Annotated in this window: 28 protein-coding genes; 5 read left to right on the top strand and 23 right to left on the bottom strand. The window is 62.7% G+C overall.

The genetic code is table 11. From position 1 onward, the window contains the following. Positions 1-49 precede the first annotated feature (49 nt). Positions 50-598 carry a YceD family protein gene (locus NKH59_RS05260; RefSeq protein ID WP_352456592.1) on the bottom strand — a complete coding sequence of 183 codons (549 nt, stop codon included), beginning with the start codon at positions 596-598 and terminating at the stop codon, positions 50-52. A 40-nt stretch (positions 599-638) separates the two neighbouring features. After that, positions 639-1,178 (bottom strand): ubiquinol-cytochrome C chaperone family protein, encoded by a 540-nt coding sequence (locus tag NKH59_RS05255; protein ID WP_352501523.1) that lies wholly within the window; start codon positions 1,176-1,178, stop codon positions 639-641. Positions 1,179-1,292: 114 nt separating this feature from the next. Between NKH59_RS05255 and NKH59_RS05250 the strand changes: the two genes are divergently transcribed. Further along, positions 1,293-1,826: an outer membrane protein assembly factor BamE gene (locus tag NKH59_RS05250; protein WP_352472003.1), complete on the top strand. Its 534-nt coding sequence runs from the start codon at positions 1,293-1,295 to the stop codon at positions 1,824-1,826. A 123-nt stretch (positions 1,827-1,949) separates the two neighbouring features. Here NKH59_RS05250 and NKH59_RS05245 read toward each other — a convergent pair whose 3' ends face one another. After that, entirely contained in the window at positions 1,950-4,091 is a 2,142-nt protein-coding gene (locus NKH59_RS05245; RefSeq protein ID WP_352501522.1) for a sodium-translocating pyrophosphatase, read from the bottom strand. 251 nt (positions 4,092-4,342) lie between these two features. Beyond that, positions 4,343-4,843 (bottom strand): DUF2165 family protein, encoded by a 501-nt coding sequence (locus tag NKH59_RS05240; RefSeq protein WP_352820065.1) that lies wholly within the window; start codon positions 4,841-4,843, stop codon positions 4,343-4,345. Between the two features lie 79 nt (positions 4,844-4,922). Between NKH59_RS05240 and NKH59_RS05235 the strand changes: the two genes are divergently transcribed. Continuing rightward, a complete protein-coding gene (locus NKH59_RS05235) occupies positions 4,923-5,144 on the top strand; it encodes a hypothetical protein (RefSeq protein WP_353021191.1) in 222 nt (73 codons plus the stop codon). A gap of 39 nt (positions 5,145-5,183) precedes the next feature. On the opposite strand, the gene NKH59_RS05230 is transcribed toward NKH59_RS05235, so the two are convergent. From NKH59_RS05230 to NKH59_RS05150, 17 genes are all read right to left on the bottom strand, one after another. Beyond that, positions 5,184-5,933 (bottom strand): ABC transporter permease, encoded by a 750-nt coding sequence (locus tag NKH59_RS05230; protein WP_353021188.1) that lies wholly within the window; start codon positions 5,931-5,933, stop codon positions 5,184-5,186. Then, positions 5,930-6,868, bottom strand: a complete 939-nt coding sequence (locus NKH59_RS05225; protein WP_352542408.1) for an ABC transporter ATP-binding protein — start codon at positions 6,866-6,868, stop codon at positions 5,930-5,932. Before NKH59_RS05225 ends, NKH59_RS05230 begins: the two co-directional genes overlap by 4 nt. Further along, positions 6,865-8,040: an ABC transporter permease gene (locus NKH59_RS05220; RefSeq protein WP_353021185.1), complete on the bottom strand. Its 1,176-nt coding sequence runs from the start codon at positions 8,038-8,040 to the stop codon at positions 6,865-6,867. The genes NKH59_RS05225 and NKH59_RS05220 overlap by 4 nt, the downstream gene beginning before the upstream one ends. A gap of 43 nt (positions 8,041-8,083) precedes the next feature. Next, positions 8,084-8,995: a glycine betaine ABC transporter substrate-binding protein OsmF gene (osmF, locus tag NKH59_RS05215; protein WP_353021183.1), complete on the bottom strand. Its 912-nt coding sequence runs from the start codon at positions 8,993-8,995 to the stop codon at positions 8,084-8,086. Between the two features lie 159 nt (positions 8,996-9,154). Next, entirely contained in the window at positions 9,155-10,372 is a 1,218-nt protein-coding gene (locus tag NKH59_RS05210; RefSeq protein WP_352918852.1) for an MFS transporter, read from the bottom strand. Further along, on the bottom strand, positions 10,369-10,869 hold the full coding sequence (gene nusB / locus NKH59_RS05205; protein ID WP_023674496.1) for a transcription antitermination factor NusB: 501 nt from the start codon (positions 10,867-10,869) through the stop codon (positions 10,369-10,371). Before nusB ends, NKH59_RS05210 begins: the two co-directional genes overlap by 4 nt. Next, entirely contained in the window at positions 10,866-11,360 is a 495-nt protein-coding gene (ribH, locus tag NKH59_RS05200; protein ID WP_023674495.1) for a 6,7-dimethyl-8-ribityllumazine synthase, read from the bottom strand. The genes nusB and ribH overlap by 4 nt, the downstream gene beginning before the upstream one ends. Positions 11,361-11,490: 130 nt before the next feature. After that, positions 11,491-12,108, bottom strand: a complete 618-nt coding sequence (locus NKH59_RS05195) for a riboflavin synthase (RefSeq protein ID WP_352501515.1) — start codon at positions 12,106-12,108, stop codon at positions 11,491-11,493. 30 nt (positions 12,109-12,138) lie between these two features. Next, positions 12,139-13,269 carry a bifunctional diaminohydroxyphosphoribosylaminopyrimidine deaminase/5-amino-6-(5-phosphoribosylamino)uracil reductase RibD gene (gene ribD / locus NKH59_RS05190; protein WP_352932784.1) on the bottom strand — a complete coding sequence of 377 codons (1,131 nt, stop codon included), beginning with the start codon at positions 13,267-13,269 and terminating at the stop codon, positions 12,139-12,141. Between the two features lie 2 nt (positions 13,270-13,271). Further along, complete coding sequence (gene nrdR, locus NKH59_RS05185; RefSeq protein WP_352472013.1) at positions 13,272-13,781, bottom strand: transcriptional regulator NrdR; 510 nt, start codon at positions 13,779-13,781, stop codon at positions 13,272-13,274. A gap of 153 nt (positions 13,782-13,934) precedes the next feature. Next, entirely contained in the window at positions 13,935-14,513 is a 579-nt protein-coding gene (locus tag NKH59_RS05180) for an invasion associated locus B family protein (protein WP_502908677.1), read from the bottom strand. A 76-nt stretch (positions 14,514-14,589) separates the two neighbouring features. Further along, on the bottom strand, positions 14,590-15,903 hold the full coding sequence (gene glyA / locus NKH59_RS05175) for a serine hydroxymethyltransferase (RefSeq protein WP_352449301.1): 1,314 nt from the start codon (positions 15,901-15,903) through the stop codon (positions 14,590-14,592). Between the two features lie 116 nt (positions 15,904-16,019). Beyond that, on the bottom strand, positions 16,020-17,666 hold the full coding sequence (locus tag NKH59_RS05170; protein ID WP_353021178.1) for a Na+/H+ antiporter: 1,647 nt from the start codon (positions 17,664-17,666) through the stop codon (positions 16,020-16,022). 129 nt (positions 17,667-17,795) lie between these two features. After that, positions 17,796-19,049: a L,D-transpeptidase family protein gene (locus NKH59_RS05165; RefSeq protein WP_023674488.1), complete on the bottom strand. Its 1,254-nt coding sequence runs from the start codon at positions 19,047-19,049 to the stop codon at positions 17,796-17,798. Positions 19,050-19,387: 338 nt separating this feature from the next. Next, positions 19,388-19,903: a transcriptional regulator LdtR gene (gene ldtR, locus NKH59_RS05160; protein WP_023674486.1), complete on the bottom strand. Its 516-nt coding sequence runs from the start codon at positions 19,901-19,903 to the stop codon at positions 19,388-19,390. Between the two features lie 202 nt (positions 19,904-20,105). Continuing rightward, positions 20,106-20,528, bottom strand: a complete 423-nt coding sequence (locus NKH59_RS05155; protein ID WP_023674485.1) for a DUF6163 family protein — start codon at positions 20,526-20,528, stop codon at positions 20,106-20,108. Continuing rightward, positions 20,525-21,568, bottom strand: a complete 1,044-nt coding sequence (locus tag NKH59_RS05150; protein ID WP_352614146.1) for an enoyl-CoA hydratase/isomerase family protein — start codon at positions 21,566-21,568, stop codon at positions 20,525-20,527. The genes NKH59_RS05155 and NKH59_RS05150 overlap by 4 nt, the downstream gene beginning before the upstream one ends. 145 nt (positions 21,569-21,713) lie before the next feature. Between NKH59_RS05150 and NKH59_RS05145 the strand changes: the two genes are divergently transcribed. Further along, the gene (locus NKH59_RS05145) at positions 21,714-22,538 is read left to right on the top strand and encodes a DUF8605 domain-containing protein (protein ID WP_352472018.1); all 825 of its coding nucleotides are present in this window, start codon (positions 21,714-21,716) and stop codon (positions 22,536-22,538) included. Between the two features lie 86 nt (positions 22,539-22,624). Continuing rightward, positions 22,625-23,656: a porphobilinogen synthase gene (hemB, locus tag NKH59_RS05140; protein WP_352542426.1), complete on the top strand. Its 1,032-nt coding sequence runs from the start codon at positions 22,625-22,627 to the stop codon at positions 23,654-23,656. Between the two features lie 16 nt (positions 23,657-23,672). On the opposite strand, the gene NKH59_RS05135 is transcribed toward hemB, so the two are convergent. Then, positions 23,673-23,993 carry a hypothetical protein gene (locus NKH59_RS05135; protein ID WP_352682059.1) on the bottom strand — a complete coding sequence of 107 codons (321 nt, stop codon included), beginning with the start codon at positions 23,991-23,993 and terminating at the stop codon, positions 23,673-23,675. Positions 23,994-24,052: 59 nt separating this feature from the next. On the opposite strand from NKH59_RS05135, the gene NKH59_RS05130 reads away from it, so the two are divergent. Next, positions 24,053-24,700, top strand: coding sequence for a dihydrofolate reductase family protein (locus NKH59_RS05130; protein WP_353021175.1), 648 nt, complete (start codon positions 24,053-24,055; stop codon positions 24,698-24,700). 49 nt (positions 24,701-24,749) lie between these two features. Here NKH59_RS05130 and ppk2 read toward each other — a convergent pair whose 3' ends face one another. Next, positions 24,750-25,670 (bottom strand): polyphosphate kinase 2, encoded by a 921-nt coding sequence (gene ppk2 / locus NKH59_RS05125; RefSeq protein ID WP_352996499.1) that lies wholly within the window; start codon positions 25,668-25,670, stop codon positions 24,750-24,752. Positions 25,671-25,808 lie beyond the last annotated feature (138 nt).

Genomic DNA, 25,808 nt, shown 5'->3' with positions numbered 1-25,808 from the left:
ACGGTTTTGGGCTGCCGCACAACCAACTTTTCTCAAATTGGGTCAGCCATCAGGATTTTCCCAACAGTGATCTGAGCTTTTGCTGGAATTCATTCTCCACAGGCTCGGCATCGCCGGCGGCCTCCAGCGATACACCCGGCTTGCGCGGATATGGATCGATCGCCAAGCCAAAGAACTGCTCGGCAAGCGCCCCGACGTCGATCGCATCGCCGGAAAAGGTTTCCGGGCTGTCGGGGCCTTCGGCGTCGAGCAGGATCTCACCGCCGCCGTCGAAACCTTGCCGCCCGAGCTTGGATTGCTCCGGCAGGAACAGCGCTTCGACCGGCTCGTCGATATGCGCCTCGACCGGGTCGAGGGTGACGATGCAGGCCTGCGTTATATCGGCCTCGACATGGCCGCTGACTTTCACCCCGTTGCGTTTCCAGGGCTCGACCAGGAGTTCGGCGCGATAATTCTCGACCGAAAGCAGCTCGTGCTCGACGGCCAGCAGGGCGCGCTGCCCAGCGTCGGCATCGATCACCACCGGCAGCCCCTTTTGCGGCAGCCGGGCGACATTTGCCAGGAATGACACTGGGCTGTGGGTATCAGGGTGTTTCATCTTCGCCTCCACTTCGCCACCTTCATCGGCCTGCCGTCGCTCAAGCGTTGGCCACGGGAAATGACACCGTTCCGGAAACGATCGATTCGGTCGGCTGTTCCGCGAGTTGCCTTGATGCATCGGCGGCATAGAGTGCCAGTTGCGACGCTTGCGGCCAGGCGCCGGCATCCGGCCTGACATTTCGGGCAAGGGCGACGGCGAGTGCATCATGGTCATTTCTTTGCAGCGCATCATCATAGGCGGCGGTACGGCCATAGAACATTTTCGCCAGTTTCCGCATTCGCTTCGGCACGCCGACGTCGCCAATGCCCAATTCACGCAACGAATGTTCGACATCCATGAAGAACTCGTCGATCAGCACCTGCGCAACCTCTGCCGCAGCACCGCCCTCGCCTCGCAACCGGTGCTGGAACAGGAACATGTGCAACGACAGCATCTCGAAGCGGCCGAGCGGCGTGTCCGGTACGTTCCAGGCGGAATAAAACACCGTTTGCCGCGCCGCCGCCACGATTTGTGCGTAAAGCGCCTCGGTGATGGCGCGGTTGGCATGTCGTTCGCGGCCAAAGAGGCGCTGGAACATTTGAGGGTGGTCTCCCGGGACCGTTTGTTGAAGTGGCCTTGTTGCATCGGCAAGCAAGCTGGTTTACCGGTTTTGCGGCCCAGCGCAAGTTGCGGCCAGCTTATGGAGTTGTAGTTGCGCGCGCTGAAATTCAAGTCGACTTTCCTGCCCAAGCCCGGCGGTGCGGTTTCGCTGCTGGTGATCGCTGCGGCACTTTCCGCCTGCAATTCGTCCAAGATGATCGGCGATCTCAATCCGAGCGAGACGCTGACGCAAGGCTACGTCATAGACCAGCAGGCGATCGACCTGGTGCCGGTCGGCTCAAGCCGCGAACAAGTGCTGCTGGCGCTCGGCACTCCCTCGACGAAGGCGACCTTCGATAACGAGGCCTTTTATTACATTTCGCAGACGCGCAAGCGCTATGTCGCCTTCGACAAGCCGCGGCTGGTCGACCAGCATGTGCTGGCGGTCTATTTTGGCGATGACGGGCGCGTCACCCAGATCGCCAATTACGGCTTGAAAGACGGCAAGGTGTTCGACTTCATCTCGCGCACCACGCCGACCGGCGGCAAGGACCAGAACTTCCTCAGCCAGATCATCAGTGGCGCCAGCAAGCTGGCGCCTGGTATTCCCGGCGCCAGCGGCGGCAGCACGCTCGGCGGCAGCTGATCCACCCGAGGGTGTCGGCTTCCTTCCGTTCCTTTCGCTTCCCTGTAAGCGGCATATCTCAGGCAATGAAGAACCCGCGGGAGCGATCCCGCGGGTTTTGTTTTAAGGCCATAGCGACCGAGCTTAGCCGTGCGCGAGAACGGCCAGCAACAGCAGCGCGACGATGTTGGTGATCTTGATCGCCGGGTTGACCGCTGGGCCGGCAGTATCCTTGTAGGGATCGCCGACCGTGTCGCCGGTCACCGAAGCCTTGTGCGCTTCGGAGCCCTTGATGTGCTTGAGGCCGTCCTTGTCGACGAAACCATCTTCGAACGACTTCTTGGCGTTGTCCCAGGCGCCGCCGCCGGAGGTCATCGAGATGGCGACGAACAGGCCGTTGACGATGACGCCGAGCAGCGAGGCGCCAAGCGCGGCAAAGGCGGATGCCTTCGAACCGGAGATCAGGAGGACGCCGAAATAGACCACCAGCGGCGCCAGCACCGGCAGCAATGACGGAACGATCATCTCCCGGATCGCTGCCTTGGTCAGAAGGTCGACGGCGCGCGCATAGTTCGGCTTCGAGGTGCCGGCCATGATGCCCGGATCCTCGCGGAACTGCTTGCGCACCTCCTGGACGATAGCACCCGCGGCGCGGCCGACGGCGGTCATGGCGATGCCGCCGAACAGATACGGGATCAGGCCACCGAAGATCAGGCCGGCGACGACGTAAGGATTGGAGAGGTCGAAGGAGACGTCGCCCATACCCTGGAAGTAGGGGTATTTGTCGCCATTGGCGGCAAAGAACTTCAGGTCGTTAGAGTAGGCCGCGAACAGCACCAGCGCGCCGAGGCCGGCCGAACCGATGGCGTAGCCCTTGGTTACCGCCTTGGTGGTGTTGCCGACAGCGTCGAGCGCGTCGGTTGACTGGCGCACTTCCTTGGGTAGGCCGGCCATTTCGGCAATGCCGCCGGCATTGTCGGTGACCGGGCCGAAGGCATCGAGCGCGACGATCATGCCGGCGAGGCCAAGCATCGTCGTCACCGCGATCGCCGTGCCGTAGAGGCCGGCGAGCTGGTATGTCGAGATGATGCCGCCGACGATGACGATCGCCGGTAACGCCGTCGCTTCCAGCGAGACCGCGAGGCCCTGGATGACATTGGTGCCGTGACCGGTGACCGAGGCCTGGGCGATGGAGTTCACCGGACGCTTGTTGGTGCCGGTATAATATTCGGTGATCACCACGATGAGTCCGGTCACCGCAAGGCCGACAAGGCCGCAGATGAACAGGTTCGTGCCGGTGATGGTCATGCCGGCGACGGTGCCGATCTCACCCCAGCCGATGCATGCCGAGGTGGCCACGGCAAGGCCGACAATTGACAGCAGGCCGGTGACGATCAGGCCCTTGTAGAGCGCGCCCATGATCGAGCCGCTGGAACCGAGCTTGACGAAGAAAGTGCCGACGATCGAGGTGAGAATGCAGGCGCCGCAGATGGCCAGCGGATAGAGCATGGCCGCGCCGAGAACGTCGGTGCCACCGAAGAAGATGGCGGCGAGGACCATGGTGGCGACCACGGTCACCGCATAGGTCTCGAACAGGTCGGCGGCCATGCCGGCGCAATCGCCGACATTGTCGCCGACGTTGTCGGCAATGGTGGCCGGATTGCGTGGATCGTCCTCGGGAATGCCGGCTTCAACCTTGCCGACAAGATCGCCGCCGACGTCGGCGCCTTTTGTGAAGATGCCGCCGCCGAGACGGGCGAAGATCGAGATCAGCGAGGCGCCGAAGCCGAGCGAAACAAGCGAGTCGATGACGACGCGATCGTTTGGCTGCAGACCCATGAACTGGGTCAGGATCAGGTAGTAGATCGAGACGCCGAGCAGGGCCAGGCCAGCAACCAGCATGCCAGTGATGGCGCCCGACTTGAAGGCGATCTCGAGGCCGGCAGCGAGGCTGTTGGAAGCCGCCTGCGCGGTACGCACATTAGCGCGCACCGAGACGTGCATGCCGATGAAGCCAGCGGCACCCGATAGAACGGCGCCGATCAGGAAGCCGATGGCGGCGGTGATCGAAAGCAGCCACCAGGCAAGCAGCAGGACCACGACGCCGACGATGGCGATGGTGGTGTACTGGCGCGCCAGATAAGCCTGAGCGCCTTCGCGGATGGCCGCGGAAATTTCCTGCATGCGTGCATTGCCCTGATCGGCCGCGAGGACCGAACGTGTCGCCCAGATGGCGTAAAGGACTGAAAGCAGACCGCAGGCGATGACAGCTGAAATTATGGTCATTGCCGAATTTTCCTCGATTGGTGGCCCAAAAGAACCCCTCCCCGGGCCGTTGAGACAGGGGACGAATTTTCCGCAACCGGAATCCGTCCCTTCGCAGCGGCTTATGCGAAACAGGGCTCGGAACGTCAAGATATTGTTCCGTTCCTGTCCGGCTTTCGCCCAAAAGATCCCGGGTTTCGCCCAAAAGGCTGGACGGCAGCGCCTGTCGACACTGCCATCCGGTTAGATCGGTTGAAATCGGCGAACAGTGGTCAGGCTTTACGCGGGTCCCCGTCCGGCTGGACGACGAAGACCAGCACCAGCAGCATGGTGATGTAAAATTTGAACGCCGCCTCCTGACCATTCCAAGTCGAAGACTGCCACATGGCGAACCACTCGCCGCCAACGACCATGAAGCCGAAATACCAAACGAGGAAGCCCATTGTGGCGGCAATGATGGCGAACTTCTTGGCATCGTTGAAAGCCTGTCCGCTGGCGTTGCGCGCCTGCCAGAGTTGCCAGGCGGCGATTAGGTAAAGCAGGCAGGTCAGAGCCTCGCCAATGATGATCAGCCAGTAGCCAGCCGTCCACAGCGACGGGTTGATGATCGAGCGGTACATCAGTGCATTGCCGGGAAAGGTCGTGTCCATGCTCAGCACATGCTGGACAAAGGCGAAGTTTGAGCCGTAATCGGTGATGTTGCCGAAGGCGACGAGGAAGGCGAAAGCCGCCAGACACAAACACATGACGATCTTGGAGAAACGCGCGGTCATGGCAAGAACTCCTGCTGAAAGATCGGGGCATCGCACTCATCAATCGCCGAGTCCCGAAGATCGCGCAACGGGTGGGCCAGTGATCATCGTGCTCACAGCCATTGCGAGACATTATGCCGGCAAGCAAGACATTGCCGAGACTGTCGAAGCCCTCGATCTCGACAGTGATTGCGCGGTGGGCGACTTGGTCTCTGTGGTTAGAGTCGACACACAGCACGACTTCGCCATCATCCGCCGCCGCTGGATCACCGGCGAGACGAGCACAACGCTGGAACTGACGCTCGATCATCCGACGCGGTAGACCGGCCACTGAAAAAAGAGCGAACTTCGCCCCGAGACGCTACTCGGGCTCGCGTCCCATGCGCCGGGCGGTGTAGCGCTCGACCGCCGACAGCCCGTCATAGATCAGCACGGCAAGGGCGGCGACGATCAGGCCACCCTGCAGGATGAAGGCGAGGTTGTTCGACAGCAGGCCTGCGATGATCACCTCGCCCAGTGTCCTCGCCGCTACCGTCGAGCCGATGGTCGCGGTGGCGAGGCTGATCACCACCGACAGCCGGATACCACCGAGAATGATCGGCGCGCTGAGCGGCAGCTCGACCTTGACCAGTCTTTGCCAACCGGTCATGCCGGCGCCACGCGCCGCCTCGACTACGTTGGCCGGCAGCGTCGTCAGGCCGGTCAGCGCATTCTCGAAGATCGGCAGCAGTCCGTAGAGAAACAGCGCAATCAGCGTCGGCTTTTCGCCGAAGCCGACGGCCGGCACGGCAAGCGCCAGCACCGCAACCGGCGGAAAGGTCTGGCCGATATTGACCAGGCTGCGCGACAGCGGCAGGAATTCGGCGCCGGCTGGCCTGGTGACCAGAATGGCGAGCGCGACCGCAACGACCGTCGCGGCAACGGTCGCGATCAGCACGGTCCGCAGATGCAGCAGCGTCAACGTCAAAAGGCTGCCCTGATTGTAGATTACCGGCGCGTTGTTCTCTGTCAGCGGCTTCAGCAGCGGTTCGAACCAGCCGGGATTGGTGACGAAGGCAATAAGCACCACCACCAGGGCAAGCCTGAGCAGCGAGGGAAGCCAGGCTTTCATGCCGGCCTCGCCGCGCGCTTAACCAGCCCGTCCACAGTGACGCGGCCAAGCGGCTTGCCGTCGGTATCTTTCACCGGAAGTGCCGGGCGGCCCGACCACAGGAGTTCGGCGAGCGCGTCGCGTTGGCTGGCGTCACCGGGGATCGCCTCGCCTTCGGCCGTGCCTTTTTCCACCGCGTCGCGCACCCGGCCAAGCGACAACAGCCGGAACGGTTTTTCACTGGCGCCAACCAGGGTCTCGACAAACGCGCTGGCCGGTTTCGCCAGTATCTCGGCCGGCGCGGCATATTGCACTACTTTGCCGCCATCCATCACCGCGATCTTGTCGCCCATGTGAACGGCCTCTTCCATGTCATGGGTGACGAGGATGATGGTGGTGCCGAAGCGTTTCTGGATCGCCAGCAGATCCTCCTGCGCCTTGTTGCGGATGATCGGATCGAGCGCGCCGAACGGCTCATCCATCAACAGCACGTTGGGTTCCGCGGCAAGCGCCCGGGCGACGCCGACGCGCTGCTGCTGACCGCCGGAAAGCTCATGCGGATAGCGTGGCCCGTAGGCTTGCGGGTCGAGCTGGTATAGCGTCATCAGCTCGTCGACGCGGGCCTTGATGCGGTTGGCGTCCCAGCCGAGCAATACCGGCACAGTGGCGATGTTCTGCGCCACCGTGCGATGCGGAAACAGCCCGTGGCCCTGGATGGCATAGCCGATGCTGCGGCGCAGCTCATAATCCGGGACCGAGCGGTTGTCGACGCCGTCGAGCTTGATCACGCCCGATGTCGGCTCGACCAGCCGGTTTATCATGCGAAGCAGCGTCGTCTTGCCGGAGCCGGAGGTGCCGACGATGACGGCGATGCTGCGCGGCTCGATTACTATCGACACGTCGTCGACGACTGTCGTCTCGCCGAAGCGCTTGGTGACGCCTTCGATCTCGATCATGCCGTTTCAACCCTGCGCTTGCTGGCGCTCATTTCGATCACTGCATCGAGGATGATGGCAGCGGCGAAGGCCAGCACCACCGTCGGAACAGCACCGAGCAGCACCAGGTCCATCGCCGTCTGGCCGACCCCTTGGAATACGAACACGCCAAAGCCGCCGCCGCCGATCAACGCGGCAATCGTGGCGAGGCCGATATTCTGCACCAGCACGATGCGGATGCCGGTGAGGATCACCGGGAAGGCCAGCGGAAACTCGACGCCGAACAGCCGCTGGCGGTCGGTCATGCCCATGCCGCGCGCTGCGTCGTTGGCGGCACGCGGCACACCGGCAAGGCCGACCACGGTGTTGGCCACTACCGGCAGCAGTGAATAGAGGAACAAAGCGACGAAAGCCGGCGCTGTACCGATGCCGCGAATGCCGAGCGCGGCAGCACCCGGAACATGCGAAGCGACCCAGCCGAGTGGTGCGATCAAGAGGCCGAACAGCGCGATCGAAGGAATGGTCTGGATGATGTTCAGCACGTTGAGCACGCCGGCCCGCAATTTCTCGACGCGATGGCAGAGGATGCCGAGCGGCAGGCCGATAATCACCGCAGCCGCCAGCGAACCCAGCGCCAGCGTCACGTGCTTGGAGCCTTCCGCCCAAAAACTCTCGGCGCGATTGAAATATTCCTTGAGGATCGACAGGCTGTTCCAGCTTCCCGAGACGAGCAGCAGCCCGATCGCCGCGGCGGCGACAACAAGCACGCCGATCCGTGCCTGCGGCGACAGGTTCAGCCGCGTAAGCACGTCGGCGAGCAGAAGCGTGAAGGCGAAGATAAGCAGCCAAAAGCCCGAAGCCGGCGAGATACGGGCGAAGGTGTTGCCGGCGGGTGTCAGGAAACTGCCGGCGACGCCGATCAGCAGCGCCAGCGCTGCAAGCGCAACCACACTGGCGGCGAGGCGCAGAGCAAGCGGCGTTTTCAGCAGCGCAATGAGCGCCGCTGCGACGACAATCGCCATCAACAGCGGACCGACCGTCGCAGGCAAAGATTCGAGGATCGAGCGCGCCTCGCCGGGTACGATGCGATTGGCGCGGAAGGCGGCGAATGGCGCCGCAAAAGCCGCATAGGCCGATATCGCCGCGATGACCACGCCGAGCTTGTCGAACCGGATGCGCACGCCCTCCCCCATCGGCCGATCCGGCGCACCTCGAAAGCGGAGCGCCGGAATCGCCTTACTTCAGGAAGCCGTTCTTTTTCAAAAAGTCCTCGGCGACGCCCTTGACCGGCTCGCCGCCAACCTGCACGCGACCATTCAACTCCTGCAACGTGACGAGATCGAGCTTGGCGAACACCGGCTTCAGCAGCGTCTCGATCTCCGGATGCTCCTTCAGCACCGCCTCGCGGATGATCGGCGCCGGCTGGTAGACCGGCTGCACACCCTTGTCGTCCTCAAGCACGGCGAGGCCGGAGGGCGCGATGCCGCCGTCGGTGCCATAGACCATGGCGGCGTTGGCGCCGTTGGTCTGGTTGGCTGCGGCTGCAATTGTCGCCGCCGTGTCGCCGCCCGACAGCGTGATCAACTGGTCCGGCTTCAGCGTGAAGCCATAGGTCTTCTGGAAAGCGGGCAGCGCGGCCGCCGAATTGACGAACTCGGCGGAGGCCGCCAGCACCACCTTGCCGCCGCCCGAGACATATTTGCCGAAGTCGGAAAGGGTGACGAGCTTATTGGTATCGGCGACCTCCTTGCGCAGGGCGATCGCCCAGGTGTTGTTCGCCGGTGACGGTGACAGCCAGACGATCTTGTTGGCGTCGTAGTCGAGCTTCTTGGCAGTCTCGTAGGCCTTGGCGGCGTCTTTCCACACCGGATCGTCGGCCTTCTCGAAGAAGAAGGCGGCGTTGCCGGTGTATTCCGGATAGATGTCTATCTCGCCGGCTGTAATCGCCTTGCGCACCACAGGTGTGCCGCCGAGTTGGATGCGGTCGGTGGTCTGGATATTGTTGGCGTTCAGCACCAGTTGGATGATATTGCCGAGCACGCCGCCCTCGGTGTCGATCTTCGACGACACCACCACCTGGGCACTCGCCGAGGCCAACGCAACTCCGAGCGCCAATACAGCGCCGGCCAGAACCTTGATTGAAAACATCTCACAAATCCCTTGCTGTGAACCGGAATACGGCTGCCGCATATGAGCATGGCTTCGATGCCCCGTCGGGGTACACGGTTTCATAAGAAAGGGGATGGGCGCAATAATTTTGTTCGGATGCGAGTTACTCCGCTGTTGCCTCGTCCCGACAGCGTGACGTCAGCTGGCCGCGCGCAAGCCCGTCATCTTCAACACGCCCAGTGCCACGAAGCACAGCACGACGACCGGGAAAATCATCCAGTTCAACATCTCCCAGCCCCAGGCATTGTAGACCGCCCCCGACATCAGCGAGGCGAAGGCGACGGAGCCGAACAGGACGAAATCGTGAAACCCCTGGACCTTGCCTTTTTCGGATGACTGGTAGCTGTCGGCCACCATGGCGGTGGCACCGATGAAGCTGAAGTTCCAGCCAAGGCCGAGCAGGATCAGCGCCGTCCAGAACTGCCACAGTGCCAACCCTGACAGCGCCACTATGGCGCAGCCAATCAGCAGCACCAGGCCGATGGCCAGGATCCGCTCAGCGCCGAAGCGATAGATCAGCGACCCCGTGAAGAAGCTCGGCGCGAACATCGCCATCACATGCCAGGAAATGCCTAGCGTGGCGTCGTCGGTCGAAAGGCCGCAGCCGACCATGGCCAGCGGCGCGCCCGTCATGACGAAGCTCATCAGCGCGTAGCTGCCGACGGCGCAAAACAGCGCTGCGACGAAGCGCGGCCTGGTGACGATTTCCGAGAGCGGCCGGGCGTCGCTGTCGGCGATTTCCACCTTGTCGGTTGCCTTGGCCGGGATGCGCAACAAAGAGAGAATGGCGGCGCCGACCGCCGCCAGCACCAGGATGGACGCAAACGAGCCGGCAAACTTCACCGGCGAGAACAGGTCGCCGGTGAAGATGACGATCTGCGGTCCAAGGATGGCGGTGACGATGCCGCCGGCCAGCACAAAGGAGATGGCGCGCGCCTTGAATTCAGGCGGCGCATTGTCGGCGGCGGCAAACCGGAACTGCTGGACGAAGGCGCCCCCGATGCCGATCACGGCCAAGCCGAAAGCGAATAGCCAGAAGCTGGCATGAAACAGCGCCAGCGTGGCGACCAGCCCGCCAAGCGCCGTGACCGCTGTGCCGGTCATGAAGCCGTCGCGCTGGCCGAGCCGGCGGATGATCGCCGCGGCCGGCAAGGAACCGAGCGCCACGCCGACATTGAAACCGGTGATCGGCGCGGTTGCCAGCGACTTGTCAGCATCGAGCAGGTACTGCCCCACCAATCCGCCCATGGAAATGGCGATGGGTGCGGCCGAGCCGATGATCGCCTGCGAGGCTGCGAGGATGAAGGCGGTGCGACGCGCTTCCTTGCCCGCCCCAACAGCGACGATAGCAGTCATGAGGCGTCCTTGCCGCGGCCCTCGCCACGCACCCGGCGCGACACGCGATCAAGCACCGCATTGACCAGTTTCGGCTCGTCTTCCTCGTAAAATGCCTTGGCGATGTCGACATATTCGGAGACGATAACCGCCACCGGCACGTCCTCGCGCTGCATCAGCTCGTAGACGCCGGCGCGCAATATGGCGCGCAATGTGGAATCGAGCCTCGACAGAGGCCAGTCCTCGGTCAGCGCCTGTCGGATGACTGGATCGATGGTCTTCTGGTGCTCGACAACGCCGGCAAGAATGGCGCGAAACCATTGCGCATCGGCTTCGCGATAGAGCGCGCCATCGACCTCCTTGCCGAGCCTGAACGCCTCGTACTCGGCGGTGATCTCGAAGACGCCGCTGCCGGCGACATCCATCTGGTAGAGCGCCTGCACGGCGGCCAGACGGGCAGCACCGCGCTTGTTGGCGTGGCGCACCGTGGGCTGGCCGGGCGAAGCGGGTTCGCTCACGAGGGCGCTCCCAGCTGTTCCTTTAGAGCGATCATGGTCAGCGCCGCACGCGCCGCAAAGCCGCCCTTGTCGCCTTCCGAACGCCTGGCGCGTGTCCAGGCCTGTTCGTCGTTTTCGGTGGTCAGGATGCCGTTGCCGATGCAGACCGCATCCTGCACGGAAAGGTCCATCAGGGCACGGCTGGATTCATTGGCGACGATATCGAAATGATAGGTGTCGCCGCGGACCACCGTGCCGAGGGCGACGAAGCCGTCATAGTTCGTCCCGCCTTCGGAGGCACCGTCGAGCGCGAAGGAAATCACCGCCGGGATTTCGAGCGAGCCCGGAACGGTGACGACATCGTATGTCGCGCCCGCTTCCTCGAGGGCCTTTGTCGCGCCTTCGAGCAACGCGTCGGCAAGGTCGTCGTGAAAGCGCGCCTCGATGACAAGAAGGTGGGCCTTCTTCTTCGGACGGATGAACGCTTTGCCGTGTTGGGATGTGCCTGCCATAGATGTCTCCGGGGATCGCCGGTGACTTAGGCCGAAGCCGGTTTGATCGCAAGCGGAAGATTGCCGAAGGAACTTTCAAGGCCAACTCGGCGGCGGTCGCACCAGGGAATGGGCTTTATGGACGAGCGCCTCAAAGCCCCTCTTTAGCCGCCTCCACCAGTCGCGCCGCGTAGCGGGCCATGGTGTCGATCTCGAGGTTGACGCGGTCGCCGACCTGGCGTTCGCCCCAGGTGGTGACCGTCAGTGAGTGGTGGATCAACAGCACGTCGAAGCGGCTGCCTTCGACCTTGTTGACGGTCAGCGAAGTGCCGTCGAGTGCGACGGAGCCCTTGGGCGCGATGAATTTGGCCAGCTCTCGCGGTGCATCCAGGGTGAAGCGAACGGCGTCGCCTTCCTCCTTGCGCCCCACGATCTCGGCCATGCCGTCTACATGGCCTGAAACGATATGGCCGCCAAGCTCGTCGCCGATCTTCAGCGCCCGCTCCAGGTTGATGCGCGTGCCGGATTTCCAGCCCATCGCGGTCGTCAGCCTGAGTGCTTCTTCCCAGGCCTCGACCTCGAACCAGCGTGCGTTGGCGCCGTCTTCCGGCAATCCCGTCACCGTCAGGCAGACGCCGCCACAGGAAATCGAGGCACCGATGGCAATGGTCTGCGGATCGTAAGCGGTGTCGATACGCAAACCGACGCCTTCCCTGAGCGGCTTCACGGCAGCGACGGTGCCGACATCGGTGACGATTCCAGTGAACATTAGTTTGGCCCCGTGAACATCAGGTCGGTCCTAGATGTCTCTTATCCATTCCGCATATGTATCTTCGCCGAAACGCATGTTGCGCAATTTGCGAAATCCCGGCGGGATATTGTTGGCATCGATCGGCGATACAATGCCGCCCTCGCCGATCGCGTCCGGCCCCTGAAACAGCACGATACGATCGACCAGTTGTTCGTCGAGGAACGCCTTGGCCACCCTCGCGCCGCCCTCGACCAGGACGCTTGCCATGCCGAGCGCCGCCAGATCCTCGAGCAGTTCCGGCAGCGCAATATCGCCTTCATAGGTCTCAGTACCGATGAAGCGAACGCCGGCACGTTCGAGCGCGGCGCGCCGGTGCGGATCGGCCTCGGCGCAGGCAGCGACATAGAGCGGCACACGATCGACGCCGGCGACCAGTTTCGAGGTCTCGGGTAGCCTGATCTGACGGTCGAGTACGATGCGCGCCGGCGAACGGCTCTCCAGTCCCGGAAGCCGAACCGTGAGCGCCGGATCGTCCTCCAGTGCCGTGCCGATGCCGATCAATATGCCATCGGCTTCGGCGCGCATCAGATAGACTTCGCGTCGGGCGATATCGCCGGTGATGGAGAGCTGTCCCTCGCCTTTGACGCCGATCTTGTTGTCGCTCGAAAGCGCAAGTTTCAGGATCACTTCCGGGCGTTTTTTCAGAGATCGAATTAAATAGCCGGCCATCTGCTCCGCAGCCTCGGCCGCCAACACTTTTTCCACCACTTCGACGCCGGCGGCACGCAAGATTGCATAGCCCTTGCCGGAAACACGCGGGTCAGGATCGCTGGCAGCGCCGACCACACGCGCCACGCCGGCACTGACCAGCGCATTGGCGCAAGGCGGCGTGCGGCCGTGATGGGCGCAGGGCTCCAGCGTTACATAGGCGGTGGCGCCGCGCGCCAGTTCGCCGGCCTCTGCCAAAGCCTCGGTCTCGGCATGCGGCCGGCCGCCGACGGCGGTGACGCCGCTGCCGACGATCATCGGCCCGTCGCCGTCATCGCGCACGATCAGCGTGCCGACGGAAGGGTTGGTCGAGGTCCGCCCGGCATTCTTGCGCGACAGCCTGAGGGCTGCCGCCATATAGCGGCGATCGAGGACCTCTTGTTCAGCCGTGCTGCGTCCGGACCCTGCCATGCTCAGCTGGCGTCCTCTTCGCTCTTCAGCTCTTCGCCCCTGGGCTCGTCGGCTTTGAGCTCGTCGCCTTTGAGTTCGCCCAACACGTCGTGGAAATCCTTGGCCTCGCGGAAATTGCGGTAGACGGAGGCAAAGCGCACATAGGCGACATCATCGAGCGACTTAAGCGCCTCCATGACCAGCCGGCCGACTTCCCCCGAGGCCACCTCGGTCTCGCCCGAGCTTTCGAGCTGGCGCACGATGCCGGTCACCGCCCGATCGATACGTTCCGGGTCGACATTGCGCTTGCGTACCGCGATCTCGACAGAGCGCAGCAACTTGTCGCGGTCGAACGGCACCTTGCGTCCAGACTTCTTCACCACGACGAGATCGCGCAATTGGACGCGCTCGAAAGTGGTAAAGCGGCCGCCGCAATCCGGGCAGACGCGCCGCCTGCGGATCGCTGCACCGTCTTCGGCAGGGCGCGAATCCTTCACCTGCGTATCTTCGGACTGACAGTAGGGACAGCGCATGGAGAGCCTTCGGTTCGCGATTCTCGTAGTGCGAACGGCTTAGAGGTTTTTGCCACGATGGCAAAGTATGGCCGATGACCGATCGCGTCTCAGAGATAGCGAGGCACGAGGAAAATTGCGAGAGCGGCAATCAGTTGGACGGCAATACGCCAATCAGGGAGCGACGTCGCCGGTCGGGAAGCCGCAGGACGTGCCGAGATAGCGATAGGCCTTGGTGAAGCCGTCCATCGATATCGTCGCGACCGGCTTGTCGGCGAAGCTGACATCGAGGGCGCTGGTACGGCGCATGGCGCGCAGTACCGCGAGCGTGGTCTCGGGTTTGTTGTCCATCATCCACTGCCCGTCGGCGATAATATGAAAACCAGCCTTGATCTTGTCGTTGACGTCGCGGAACACCGCCGGGATGTTGTCCCCCTTGGGCAAGTCACTGTTTCTCACGGCGATGATGAGGCTCGGATAGCCCTCGGGTGGCAGTACGTCGCCATTCGAGATGGCCAGCGTGAGGGTGCCACTGGTGCCGTTAGCGTCGAAAAAGACCGTCGAGGCGGCGCAGGTCTTGCGCACGTCCTCACCGGTGTTGACCTCGTCCACCGTGGTGGACCACCTGCCGAAGGTCTCTGTCTTGGGTGCTGCCGGCGTCGGCTCGGTCTGCGCCAAGGCCGCGCCGAGTAGCTGAGAGGTGGCTAAGGTGAGCAAGGCAGCGCCAACACTGGTGAAACGGAAAATTCGCATCATCATCAAGCGTCTCCGAGATGCAGCCGTGGCCAGTTGATCGGCGCCGTCACAGTTGGGGGACCGACGCCCTGCGTCAACCAAGATACGGGTAAAGCGGAAAACGATCCGTCAATGCCGCCACCTTGGCCTTCACGGTTGCCTCGACGGCCGCGTTGCCTTCGTCGGAATTGGCGACCTTCAGTCCATCCAGCACTTCGGCGATCAGCTTGCCGATCTCGCGGAACTCGGCCTGACCGAAGCCGCGCGTGGTGCCGGCCGGCGTGCCGAGCCGAACGCCCGATGTCACGAAAGGCTTTTCCGGATCGAAGGGGATGCCGTTCTTGTTGCAGGTGATGTTGGCGCGGCCAAGGGCAGCCTCGGCGCGCTTGCCGGTGGCGTTCTTGGGACGCAGGTCGACCAACATCAGATGGTTGTCGGTGCCGCCGGAGACGATGTCGAGACCGGTTTCCTGCAGACTGGAGGCCAGCGCCTTGGCATTGGCGACGACGCTCTCCGCATAGATCTTGAAGCTCGGCTTCAGCGCCTCGCCCAGAGCCACCGCCTTGGCGGCGATCACATGCATCAGCGGTCCACCCTGCAGGCCGGGGAAGACGGCCGAATTCATCTTCTTGGCAATATCCTCGTCGTTGCAAAGGATCATGCCGCCGCGCGGCCCGCGCAGCGATTTGTGCGTCGTGGTGGTGACCACATGGGCATGCGGCAGCGGCGACGGATGCATGCCGCCGGCGACCAGGCCGGCGATGTGGGCCATGTCGACCATCAGATAGGCACCGATCGAATCGGCGATCTCGCGAAAACGCTTCCAGTCCCAGACACGTGAATAGGCTGTGCCGCCGGCCAGGATCAATTTCGGCCTGGTCTCATGGGCGGTCTTCTCGATCGCATCCATGTCGAGCAGATGATCGTCCCGGCGTACGCCATAGGAGACGACCTTGAACCATTTGCCGCTCATATTGACCGGCGAGCCATGTGTCAGGTGTCCGCCGGAATTGAGGTCGAGGCCCATGAAGGTGTCGCCGGGCTGCAGCAACGCCAGGAACACCGCCTGGTTCATCTGGCTACCGGAATTCGGCTGGACGTTGGCGAAGTTGCAGCCGAACAGCTTTTTCGCGCGTTCGATGGCCAGTTCCTCGGCGACATCGACGAATTGGCAGCCGCCATAGTAGCGCTTGCCCGGATAGCCCTCGGCATATTTGTTGGTCATGATCGATCCCTGTGCCTCGAGCACGGCACGCGAGACGATATTTTCCGAGGCAATCAGCTCGATCTCGTGGCGCTGGCGGCCGAGTTCGTTGCGGATTGCGCCGAAAATCTCAGGGTCGGCATCGGCAAGCGTGGTTTCGAAAAAGGATTCGAATTTGTTCGACACTGCCGCTGCTGTTGCCATGGGCTGAAATCCTCAAGGTTCGGGGTCTGTCGCGCCATTAACACAGTTGCTTTCGGCCCGCCACGTTTGCAGCGCGAAATTTGCTGGCCGGATTGCGCCAGAGGGACTGGCAGCCTCTATTTCCTTGCCTGCCGGCCCTTCAGCAGGGCCTCGGTGAGCGTGATCTCGGTGAACAGCGCCTGCATCGTATGGTCGTTAATCTGGCCGCTGCGAAACATTGCGCGAACCGCTGCGCGTTCGGCCTCAATGCCCGCCAGCCTCAATTCGAGCTCCAGCCGTCCGGCCTCGCGGGCCCCGGCGCGCGCCTCGTCGGCCTCGTCGGAGGCAGCGATGCGGCGACGGTAGCCGGCGACGATGCTGTCGGCGGCGGCAAGCCGGGCGCCGGGTATTTCCCCTTCATCGCCGTCGGTCGCGCCGGCCATGCTCTCGATGCGGGCGATGGCGGCCTTGGCCGCGCCCACACGCGCAAGACGCTCCTCGGCAGCGCCAGGATCCTCGCCCGGCTCGACCAGCCCGCGTGCCACCTTGGGCAAGGCAAGGCTGGCTATGAGCAATGAGCAGATGATGACGCCTGCGGCGAGGAAGATCACCACGTCGCGCGCCGGAAAGGGCGAACCATTCGGCATGGTGAGCGGCAGCGACAGGATGCCGGCCAGCGTGATGGCGCCGCGCACGCCGGCAACAGAGCCGGCGATCCGGACGCGCAGCCCGAACGGCTCGGCCTTCTGCTCGCGTAATCGCGCCGAGACGCGCGTCGCGATGTCGCCGACCCAGATCCACAGGAAGCGCAGCCCGATCAGGCATAGTGTCAGCGCGACCACCGTGGCGATTGGCTGGATGACCGGATAGCGGCTGCCGAGCTCAGGCGGCACGTTGCCGATGATTTCGGGAAGCTGCAACCCGAGCAGGATGAACAGCGCGCCGTTGAAGACGAAGGATAGCGTCGTCCACAGCGATACGGTCTGTATGCGCGCCGAGACGCCGAGAAAGCGGAAAATCCCGGAGCCGCCGGTGAGCACTCCGGCCGTGACCGCCCCCAGAATGCCCGAGGCGCCGACATTCTCGGCGCCGAGATAGGCGATGAACGGCAGCAGGACCATGACCAGCACCTGCGCCTCGGACGGCACGCCGCCGATACGGTTCAGCAATTGCAGCACCTTGGCGGCGACGAACAAGGCAGCCACGCCGGCCAGGATGCCGGCAGCGACGGCATAGAGGAAAGTCACGGATGCCGCGACGAAGGAGAAGCTGCCGGTCAAGGCAGCTGCCACCGCAAAGCGGAACATCACGAGGCCCGACGCATCGTTGAGCAGCGCCTCGCCCTCCAGGATGTGCATCAGCCGGGCCGGGACCAGGCTCTTGTCGACGATCGAGGAGACGGCCACCGCATCCGTCGGCGACAGCACCGCAGCAAGTGCGAAAGCGACGACGAGCGGGATGCTCGGGACAAGCCAGTGCAAAGCGTAGCCGAAGCCGACAATGGTGAAGAAGACCAGCCCGATGGCGAGGTCGAGGATCGGCCCGCGCAGCGCGATCAGTTCGCGCTTGGGCGCACCATAGGCGTCGCTGAACAGCAGCGGCGGGATGAACACCAGCAGGAACAGCTCGGGATCGATCTCGACATGCATTCCGCGCACCGGCCAAGCCAGTGCCGCGCCGATGGCGATCTGCAGTACCGGCAGCGGCACCCGCACCAGCCGGACCAGCGCGCCCGAAACGGCGACGAAGATGAGCACGACCAGAATGAACATTGCGACATGCATGATGCGATTTCCGACTACAGCGCCGCGCGTTCTTTGCCGGCAATCAGTCCAGCAAAGCTTGCCGCGAAAGACCCCGGCAACGAAAAAGGCCGCCCTTCCGGCGGCCTTTTTGCAAATGAACTCAGCTGCTTAGAGCGCGGATGTGATCTGCAGCTCGTTGGCCCCGTCGAGGCCGTAAATGTCGTCACGGAACTGGACCACGCCCGGCCCTGTCGACCAGGCCGAGACGTAGAGAAAATAAACCGGCACCGGATTGGTGACCTGCACCGGCGTGTTCTCCCCGGTCTTGATCGCCGCCTCGAAATGCTGGCGATCCCAGCCCGGTGTGTCGCGCAGAATCCAGGTGACGAGGTCGCGCACGTTCTGAACCCGCACGCAGCCAGAGGAATCGAAGCGCATCAGCTTGCCGAACAGGCTCTGCTGCGGCGTGTCGTGCATGTAGACGCCGTCCGGGCTGGGAAAATTGATCTTGACTGAGGCCATCGCGTTGCCGGAACCGGGATCCTGGCGGAAGCGGTATTTGGCGGCATCATCGGTCGACCAGTCGACCGTCATTGGGTCGACCTCGCTGCCGTCCGGCGCAAACAGGCGGATATGGCTATCCTTGAGATAGTTGGGGTCCTTCCGCATCAACGGAATGATATCCTTGCGCACGATCGAGACCGGCGCGTTCCAGTACGGATTGACGATGATTTCGTTGATCTTGGAATTGACGATCGGCGTCTGGCGATCGATCTTGCCGACGATTGCGGTGTGGCGCAGCACAACGCGGTCGTTCTCGACAGCCTCGATCTGCGCCGCCGGGATGTCGACCAGAACATAGCGGTTGCCAAGCGTGCCGGCCCGCTCACGCAGCCGTTGCAGATTGGTCTGGAGCTGACCAAGCCGAACCGGCGCCGACACGTTCATTGCCGCGAAAGTATATTTGCCCGTGGTTCCGTCGGCCGGCAAGCCGTGACGCAACTGGAAGCGCTTGAGCGCCGAGTCGACGTAAGAATCGAACGCTTCCGAGAGCCCGGCGCTCTGCGCCAGATCGCCCGATATCATCAAGCGCCTGCGCAGCGGCACCACATCGGGATCCTCGACGCCAAGCTGCAGCTTCTTGGTGTCTGGAACCTGTTCCCAGCCGCCTTGCGCGACGATATTCTGATACTGCATGATCGCCTGCTCGGTGAAGGACACCGTCTGCAGGCTGAAGATCGGCAGCGTCGAGGCAACCTTGCCGCCTTCGCTGGCACGCGCATCGAATTGGTCGTCCCAATTGCCGCGCGCCGAGGATTTCAGGATATCCCCGATCACATCCTGTGCACTGGCGCGGCCGGCGACCATTGCGGCTGCGAGCGCGGAGGCTCCTGAAAGGAAGAAACGGCGGCTGGTTCTCATGGACGTTCCAGACATTCTTGCTACAATTCAACCCACCGGGCGGTCTCGCCCGCACTCTAGAGTTGGCTTCTTAACAATTAGCCAACCATGGCCCGCATCACTTCGGTGTAAAACCACATGGGAAGTGACTTGAGCACAGGACAAATGCACGGCTTTGGCCCCAGCATCACCCGCATCTTCGGTTCCATTGGAATATGGCGGCAACGTGGCTGTTGCTCGAATTTGAATCGGCCGGCCTGACGAAACGGCAAGACCGGTGCTTTTCGGCACCGGCCTTTGGTCCACTCCGCGGCAGCACTTCCGTAGTCCAGCTTCAAATCTAGATGCGGCGGATGCGATTACATCCGGTAGGCGATGGTATCGTTCCAGAACCGATCCAGGCGCTGCAGGGCGCGGTTCATCTGCTTGAACTCCTCCGTGTTGATGCCGCCAACCTGCTCGATCGAACCGACATGGCGCTCGTAGAGGCCGGCGACGACTTCCGCCACCTCATTGCCCTTCGGCGTCAGCGAAACCCGCACCGAACGGCGGTCGATGCGCGAGCGCTGGTGGTTGATGAAGCCGAGATCGACCAGCTTCTTCAGATTGTAGGAGACGTTCGAGCCGAGATAGTAGCCACGCGAGCGCAGTTCGCCGGCGGTCAGCTCCGAATTGCCGATGTTGAACAGGAGCAGCGCCTGGATGGCGTTGATGTCGGAGCGACCGTTGCGGTCGAATTCGTCCTTGATCACATCAAGCAGACGGCGATGCAGCCGCTCGACCAGCTGCAGCGATTCCATGTACAGCGAACGGATCGCCTCGCGGCGGTCATCGGATACGTTGGCGGTCTTCGCCGCCGGACGCGAATTGATCATTGTCTTTGCCTCTCGTTTGTCGCCCGGTGATTTTTTGTTCTTCACCTTGATCGCGACACTATCGAATACTCATAAAATTCGACTTAAACGCCAAGGCTAACAAGAGCTTACCGGTAAGGGGTTTCGAAAGAGGCTTAACGGACGGTCACCCGAGCAAGGATAATTAACCTAAAGATTTAGCCAACGATCCTGGCCGGAATTGCTATCGCCGGGGTTGCCGCTTCTGGATCCAGATCACCACGCGGAACACTATGTAGAGCAGCGCCACCGCAAGGTGCGAGGCGACGATCAGCGGCCGGTGGCCGAACAACTCGGGGAAGCCAGCATACATGACGCACTCGGTCACCGCGCAGATGAACCAGATCACCGGCCCCCAGGACGCCAGCATCCACAGGCCGGCGGCAGCGAACGGAAAAAACACCGCCAGCACCACCGCCGCCACCTGCCAGTGTACCGGCATCAGGTCGAAGCGCCACAACGGGCCGGGGTAAAAGCCGATCAGCCGGATCCAGTACAAGATGCCGAACAGCAGACAGTAGCCGGCGATGACGCGCTGGAACCAGGCGAAGATGACCTCGATCGTCGAGGGTTGCAGCACCACGCGTCTCGAGGCGACCTCGCTCACAGCTTCAGTTCCCGTTCGCCGAGCGGTGCGAAATAGGCGTCGACGTTGGCGGCGCTGACGTCATCGATACCTGCCGGCCGCCATTGCGGCGTCGAGCCTTTATCGATGATGGCGGCGCGGATACCTTCATAGAAGTCGTGCCCGGCAAGCATGCGGTTGAGGATACGGAACTCCATTTTCATGCACTCGTCCATCGACAACGTCTGCCCGGCGCTAATCTGGCGCCATGCAACATGCAGGCTGGTCGGTGAACGTGTGCGGATGGTGGCCAGCGTCTTTGCCGCGAACTCGTCGGCAGCGGCTGCCCGCTCCAGACTGGCGACGATATCGGCCAGCGACGGCTGCGCGAAATGCCGGGCGATGGCTTCCAGCGTCGGCCTGTCGGTCTCGCGCCTGGCCGGGACGAAGCAGCCGCGCAGCACCGATTCCGGGTCGCCGCTTTCCGCCAGACGGTCGAGGAAGCCGGCCTGGTCCTCCGCCTTGATCGTATGGGTGGCGAGGCCCGAGCACAAAGCATCGCCATAGCGGATGCGGTTGCCGGTCAGCGCCAGATACATGCCGAAGCTGCCGCCGAGATCCGGCAACAGATGGCTGGCGCCGACATCCGGGAAAAAGCCGATGCCGACCTCGGGCATGGCAAACTGGGCGTTTTCGGTCAGCACTCGCTGCGAACCATGGAAGGAGATACCTACGCCGCCGCCCATGACGATGCCGTCGATCACCGCGACATAGGGTTTCTTGAAGCGGGCGATGCGGGCGTTCAGCCGGTATTCATCGGCGAAGAAATCGACCGGAGGCCTTCCTGCGCGGCCGGCTTCGTAGATGTGGAGGATGTCGCCGCCCGCCGAAAATGCCCTGCCCTCGGCCTTGACGACGACAACGTCGACGCCGTCGTCGCGCTCCCAACTGCGCAGCGCCTTGTCCAGCGCCTTGACCATGCGGTGGGTTACGGCATTGAGCGCCTGCGGCCGCGTCAGCGTGACGACGCCAGCCCTGCCCAATCTTTCGAAGCGAATCTCGTCGCCTCCGCCAAAATCCATCGCCAGAGAATCCCTCCCCGCGCCCGCCGGGAGTGAAGTGCTAAAGCGTGGCGCATGGCCGCGTCAATGGCGGCGGCCAATCCGCTGCATGGTCGTCGGCGTCACCCAGTGCTAATGCTGGCGCTTTGAACCGGAAGGTTGAACCATGCCTTGGTTGCCGCGCCTTGCTGTTATGGTGGTCGGCCTGATCGCTGCGAACACTCCTCCCGTATCGGCCGAAACCGTCGACGAGCTCTATCAATCGCAGACCATCGTCACCGGCCAGGGCGAGGTCAACAGGCAGATCGGCTTCAAGGCCTGCCTCGATGCGGTGCTGGTTCGTGTGTCCGGCGATCAGCGGCTGCCGAAGAGAACTGAGATGGCGGCGCTGCGCGACAAGGCCGGCAGCTTCGTTGCCGAATTCCGCTATCGCGACCGTCTCGAAGGCATTCCAATCCATGACGAACAAGGCACCCATGACCGGCCGCATGATCTCACTTGTCTGTACAGGCCTGACGTTATCGATCCGGTGCTTGCCGCGCTTGGCAGCAAACCATGGCTTGGCGAGCGGCCACGCCTGGCAATTTTCCTGGCGGCGGAGCAAGGCACAAGGCAGTTCGTGCTGACCGCCGACGATGAGCGCGGGGCGGCGATGCGCGAATCCTTCGTCAATGCCACCGGTCCGCTGGTCATGCCGATTGTGTTTCCCGAAGCGTCACTGCTGTCGGCCTCGAAGCTTGACGACCAGGCCCTGCGCCATGCCGATATCACGACGCTGGACCAGCTTGCCAGGAAGGCCGGAGCCGACCAGGCGCTCGCCGGCAGTATCGTCTGGAGCGACAAGGAACTGGGCTGGATAGCCGACTGGCGGCTTGCCTTGAATGGCAAGAGCTACAATTGGCAAGTGCGCGGCGTCAGCTTCGACGAGGCATTCCGCGTCGCCATGCGGGGTGCTGCGCAGATCCTGTCGGGCAATGGCCAACCAGAATAGCGCCCGACAGGACCCTGGCACAATCGTGTCGCATTGGTCAGCAGCGGAGGCTCGTGGTAAAAGCCGCCCGATCCGGAGTTTTTGCGATGAACAAATTCACCCCTGCAAAGCCTGCCGGCGCGCGCAGCGTCGACGAGATCACCGGCAGCCGGCGTCTGCGGCGCATGCGCAAGGCCGATTGGTCGCGCCGCCTTGTCCAGGAGAACCGGCTCTCGGTCGACGATCTGATTTGGCCGATCTTCGTCGTCGACGGCAGACAAGTGCGGGAACCGATCGCCGCCATGCCCGGCGTGTTCCGCCTGTCGCTCGACCTCGCCGTCAAGGAGGCTGAGCGCGCGGCCAAGCTTGGCATTCCGGCGATCGCCACTTTCCCCAATGTGGAGCTCGGCCTGCGCGATCAGACCGGTTCGCACATCCTCGATCCGGAAAACATCATCAACCGCGCCACCCGCGCCATCAAGCGGGCGGTGCCGGAGATCGGCATCATCACCGACGCGGCGCTTGACCCGTTCACCTCGCATGGCCATGACGGCATCTTGCGCGAGGGCATTATCGTCAATGATGAAACGGTGGAGCAAGTGACGGCGGCGGCCGTCATCCAGGCGGCGGCGGGGGCCGACATCATTGCCCCCTCGGACATGATGGACGGCCGGATCGGTGCCATCCGCGATGCGCTCGACGCCAATGGATTTCAGGATGTGGCGATCATGTCCTATGCGACCAAGTTCGCATCCGCTTTTTACGGCCCCTACCGTGAGGCGGTCGGCACCGCCGGCCTGCTCAAGGGCGACAAGAAGACCTATTATATCGATCACGCCAATTCCGACGAAGCGGTGCGCGAGGCCGAGCAGGATCTGGCCGAGGGCGCCGACATGCTGATGGTCAAGCCCGGCCTGCCCTATCTCGACATCATCCGCCGGCTGAAAGTCGAGTTGCAGATGCCGACCTTTGCCTATCAGGTCTCGGGCGAATATTCGATGATCAAGGCCGCCGCCGCCAATGGCTGGATCGACGGCGAAAAGGCGATGCTGGAATCGCTGCTCGCCTTCAAGCGCGCCGGCTGCGACGGCATCCTGACCTACTTCGCGCCGGAAGTGGCGGCGATGCTCAAGGGGTGATGCGCCTTTGTAGCGTCTACATCGAATAGTGTTCGTCCGTCCAAAGCGCGACATGGAACGCCGCAGGACATCGCTTCAAGTTTACGCTGCCCCTCGTTGCCCTGCCGGGCATTTCTCCCCGTAAAGTGGCAGGGAGAAAGACGCGTTCGTAAAAGATTTCACCAATCTCCAGCGTTGCAAAAAACATCGACGTTGCGGCCAGCCCCTTCTCCCCGTCACTATACAGGGAGAAGCTGCCGGCAGGCGGATGACGGGCGGCGCCGACATTGAGATTGGTTATTCCAACATGATTTGGAAGCGATTGCCCCGCCGGCAAAATACCGCTTGCAAAATGCAATCAGTTAAGCTACCCCGATAACTGCTTGCATGTCACAATTGGTTATCGAGGAGGCTCCCATGTCCAAGCTTCGCGTCAGCGCTTTCACCTTGTCGATCGACGGCTTCGGCGCCGGTCCCGACCAAGACCTGAAGAACCCGCTGGGTGTTGGCGGGGAAGCCCTGCACGAATGGATGTTCGGCACCCGCACCTTCCGCAAGATGGTCCTCGGCAAGGATGGCGGGACCACGGACACTGACGAGGCGTTCGCAGCACGCAGCTTCGAAAATGTCGGCGCATGGATCCTCGGCCGCAACATGTTTGGGCCGATCCGCGGCGAATGGCCGGATGACAGCTGGAAAGGCTGGTGGGGTGACAACCCACCCTACCACGTGCCGGTCTTCGTGCTCACGCACCATGCGCGTGATCCCATTGTCATGGAGGGCGGCACGACTTTCTATTTCGTGACCGACGGCATCCACTCAGCGCTGCAAAAGGCGAAAGCAGTGGCTGACGGCAAGGATGTACGGCTGGGCGGTGGCGTTTCTACGATCCGGCAATATCTCAAGGAAAAGCTCATCGACGAAATGCATCTGGCGATCTCACGGGTCCTGCTAGGCGCCGGCGAGAGCCTTTTTGCCGGCATCGACATGCCCAAGCTCGGCTATCGCTGCAGCGAGCAGGTCGCGACGCCGAAGGCCACGCATGTCATCATCGAGCGCACCTAGCTTGTTGCAGGGCGCCGCCATGGAGGCGCCGCCCTCCTCGCCGCTTTAGTCAGTACTTCTCCGGCACATACAGTTCGCGCGGCAGTACCTGGCGCTCGTATTCGGGATTGAAGACGCGCTCCGGCCGTGTGATCTCTTCGTGCGGCACCTCCTCATAGGGCATCTGCTTGAGCAGATGGTCGATGCAGTTCAGCCGTGCCCGCTTCTTGTCGTTGCCCTCGACGATGAACCACGGGGCTTCCGGAATATTGGTGCGGGCGAACGTTTCTTCCTTGGCCTTGGTGTACTGCTCCCAGCGCACGCGCGACTGGAGATCCATCGGCGACAGTTTCCATTGCTTCATCGGGTCATGGATGCGCATCAAAAAGCGCATCTGCTGCTCCTCGTCGGTGATCGAAAACCAGTATTTGACAAGCGTAATGCCTGAGCGGACCAGCATGCGTTCGAAATCCGGAACGTCGCGGAAGAACTCCTCGACCTGATCCGGCTGGGCAAAGCCCATTACCCGCTCGACGCCGGAGCGGTTGTACCAGGAGCGGTCGAACAGCACGATCTCGCCGCCGGCCGGCAGATGCGGAACGTAGCGCTGGAAATACCATTGCGACTTCTCGCGCTCGGTCGGCGCCGGAAGTGCTGCGACGCGGCAGATGCGCGGATTAAGCCTCTGGGTGATGCGCTTGATAACACCACCCTTGCCCGCCGAGTCGCGGCCCTCGAAAACCACGACGAGCTTCTTCTTGTGATAGGCGACCCAGGACTGCAGCTTGATCAACTCGGATTGCAGCGTGATGAGATCGCGAAAATACTGCAGGCGGTCGATCGATGGCGGATGTGCATTCTTGTAGATCTTGGCGATCTCCATCGACAGCGCCGGCTCCGAGATTTCCAGCTCATAGTCTTCATCCAGCGTGTCGGCGAGTTCCGCTTCCAGCCAGTCCCTGGCCGGGGAATTCTGTTTTATCTCGGTCATTTACGCTGCTCCGCTTACAGGCCTTGCCGGCCGCTGTCAGGCGCTCTGCCGCCCGGCCCGGCGGCCGGAAATCGAAGCGCTGGACCGATGTTAGTATAGGCCGGCAATGACGGTTTTATTGCAGCCACTACTGCGCTG

The sequence above is a fragment of the Mesorhizobium sp. M0998 genome (assembly GCF_040318885.1).
GTDB lineage: Bacteria > Pseudomonadota > Alphaproteobacteria > Rhizobiales > Rhizobiaceae > Mesorhizobium.
This window is presented reverse-complemented; position numbering and strand designations above follow the sequence as displayed.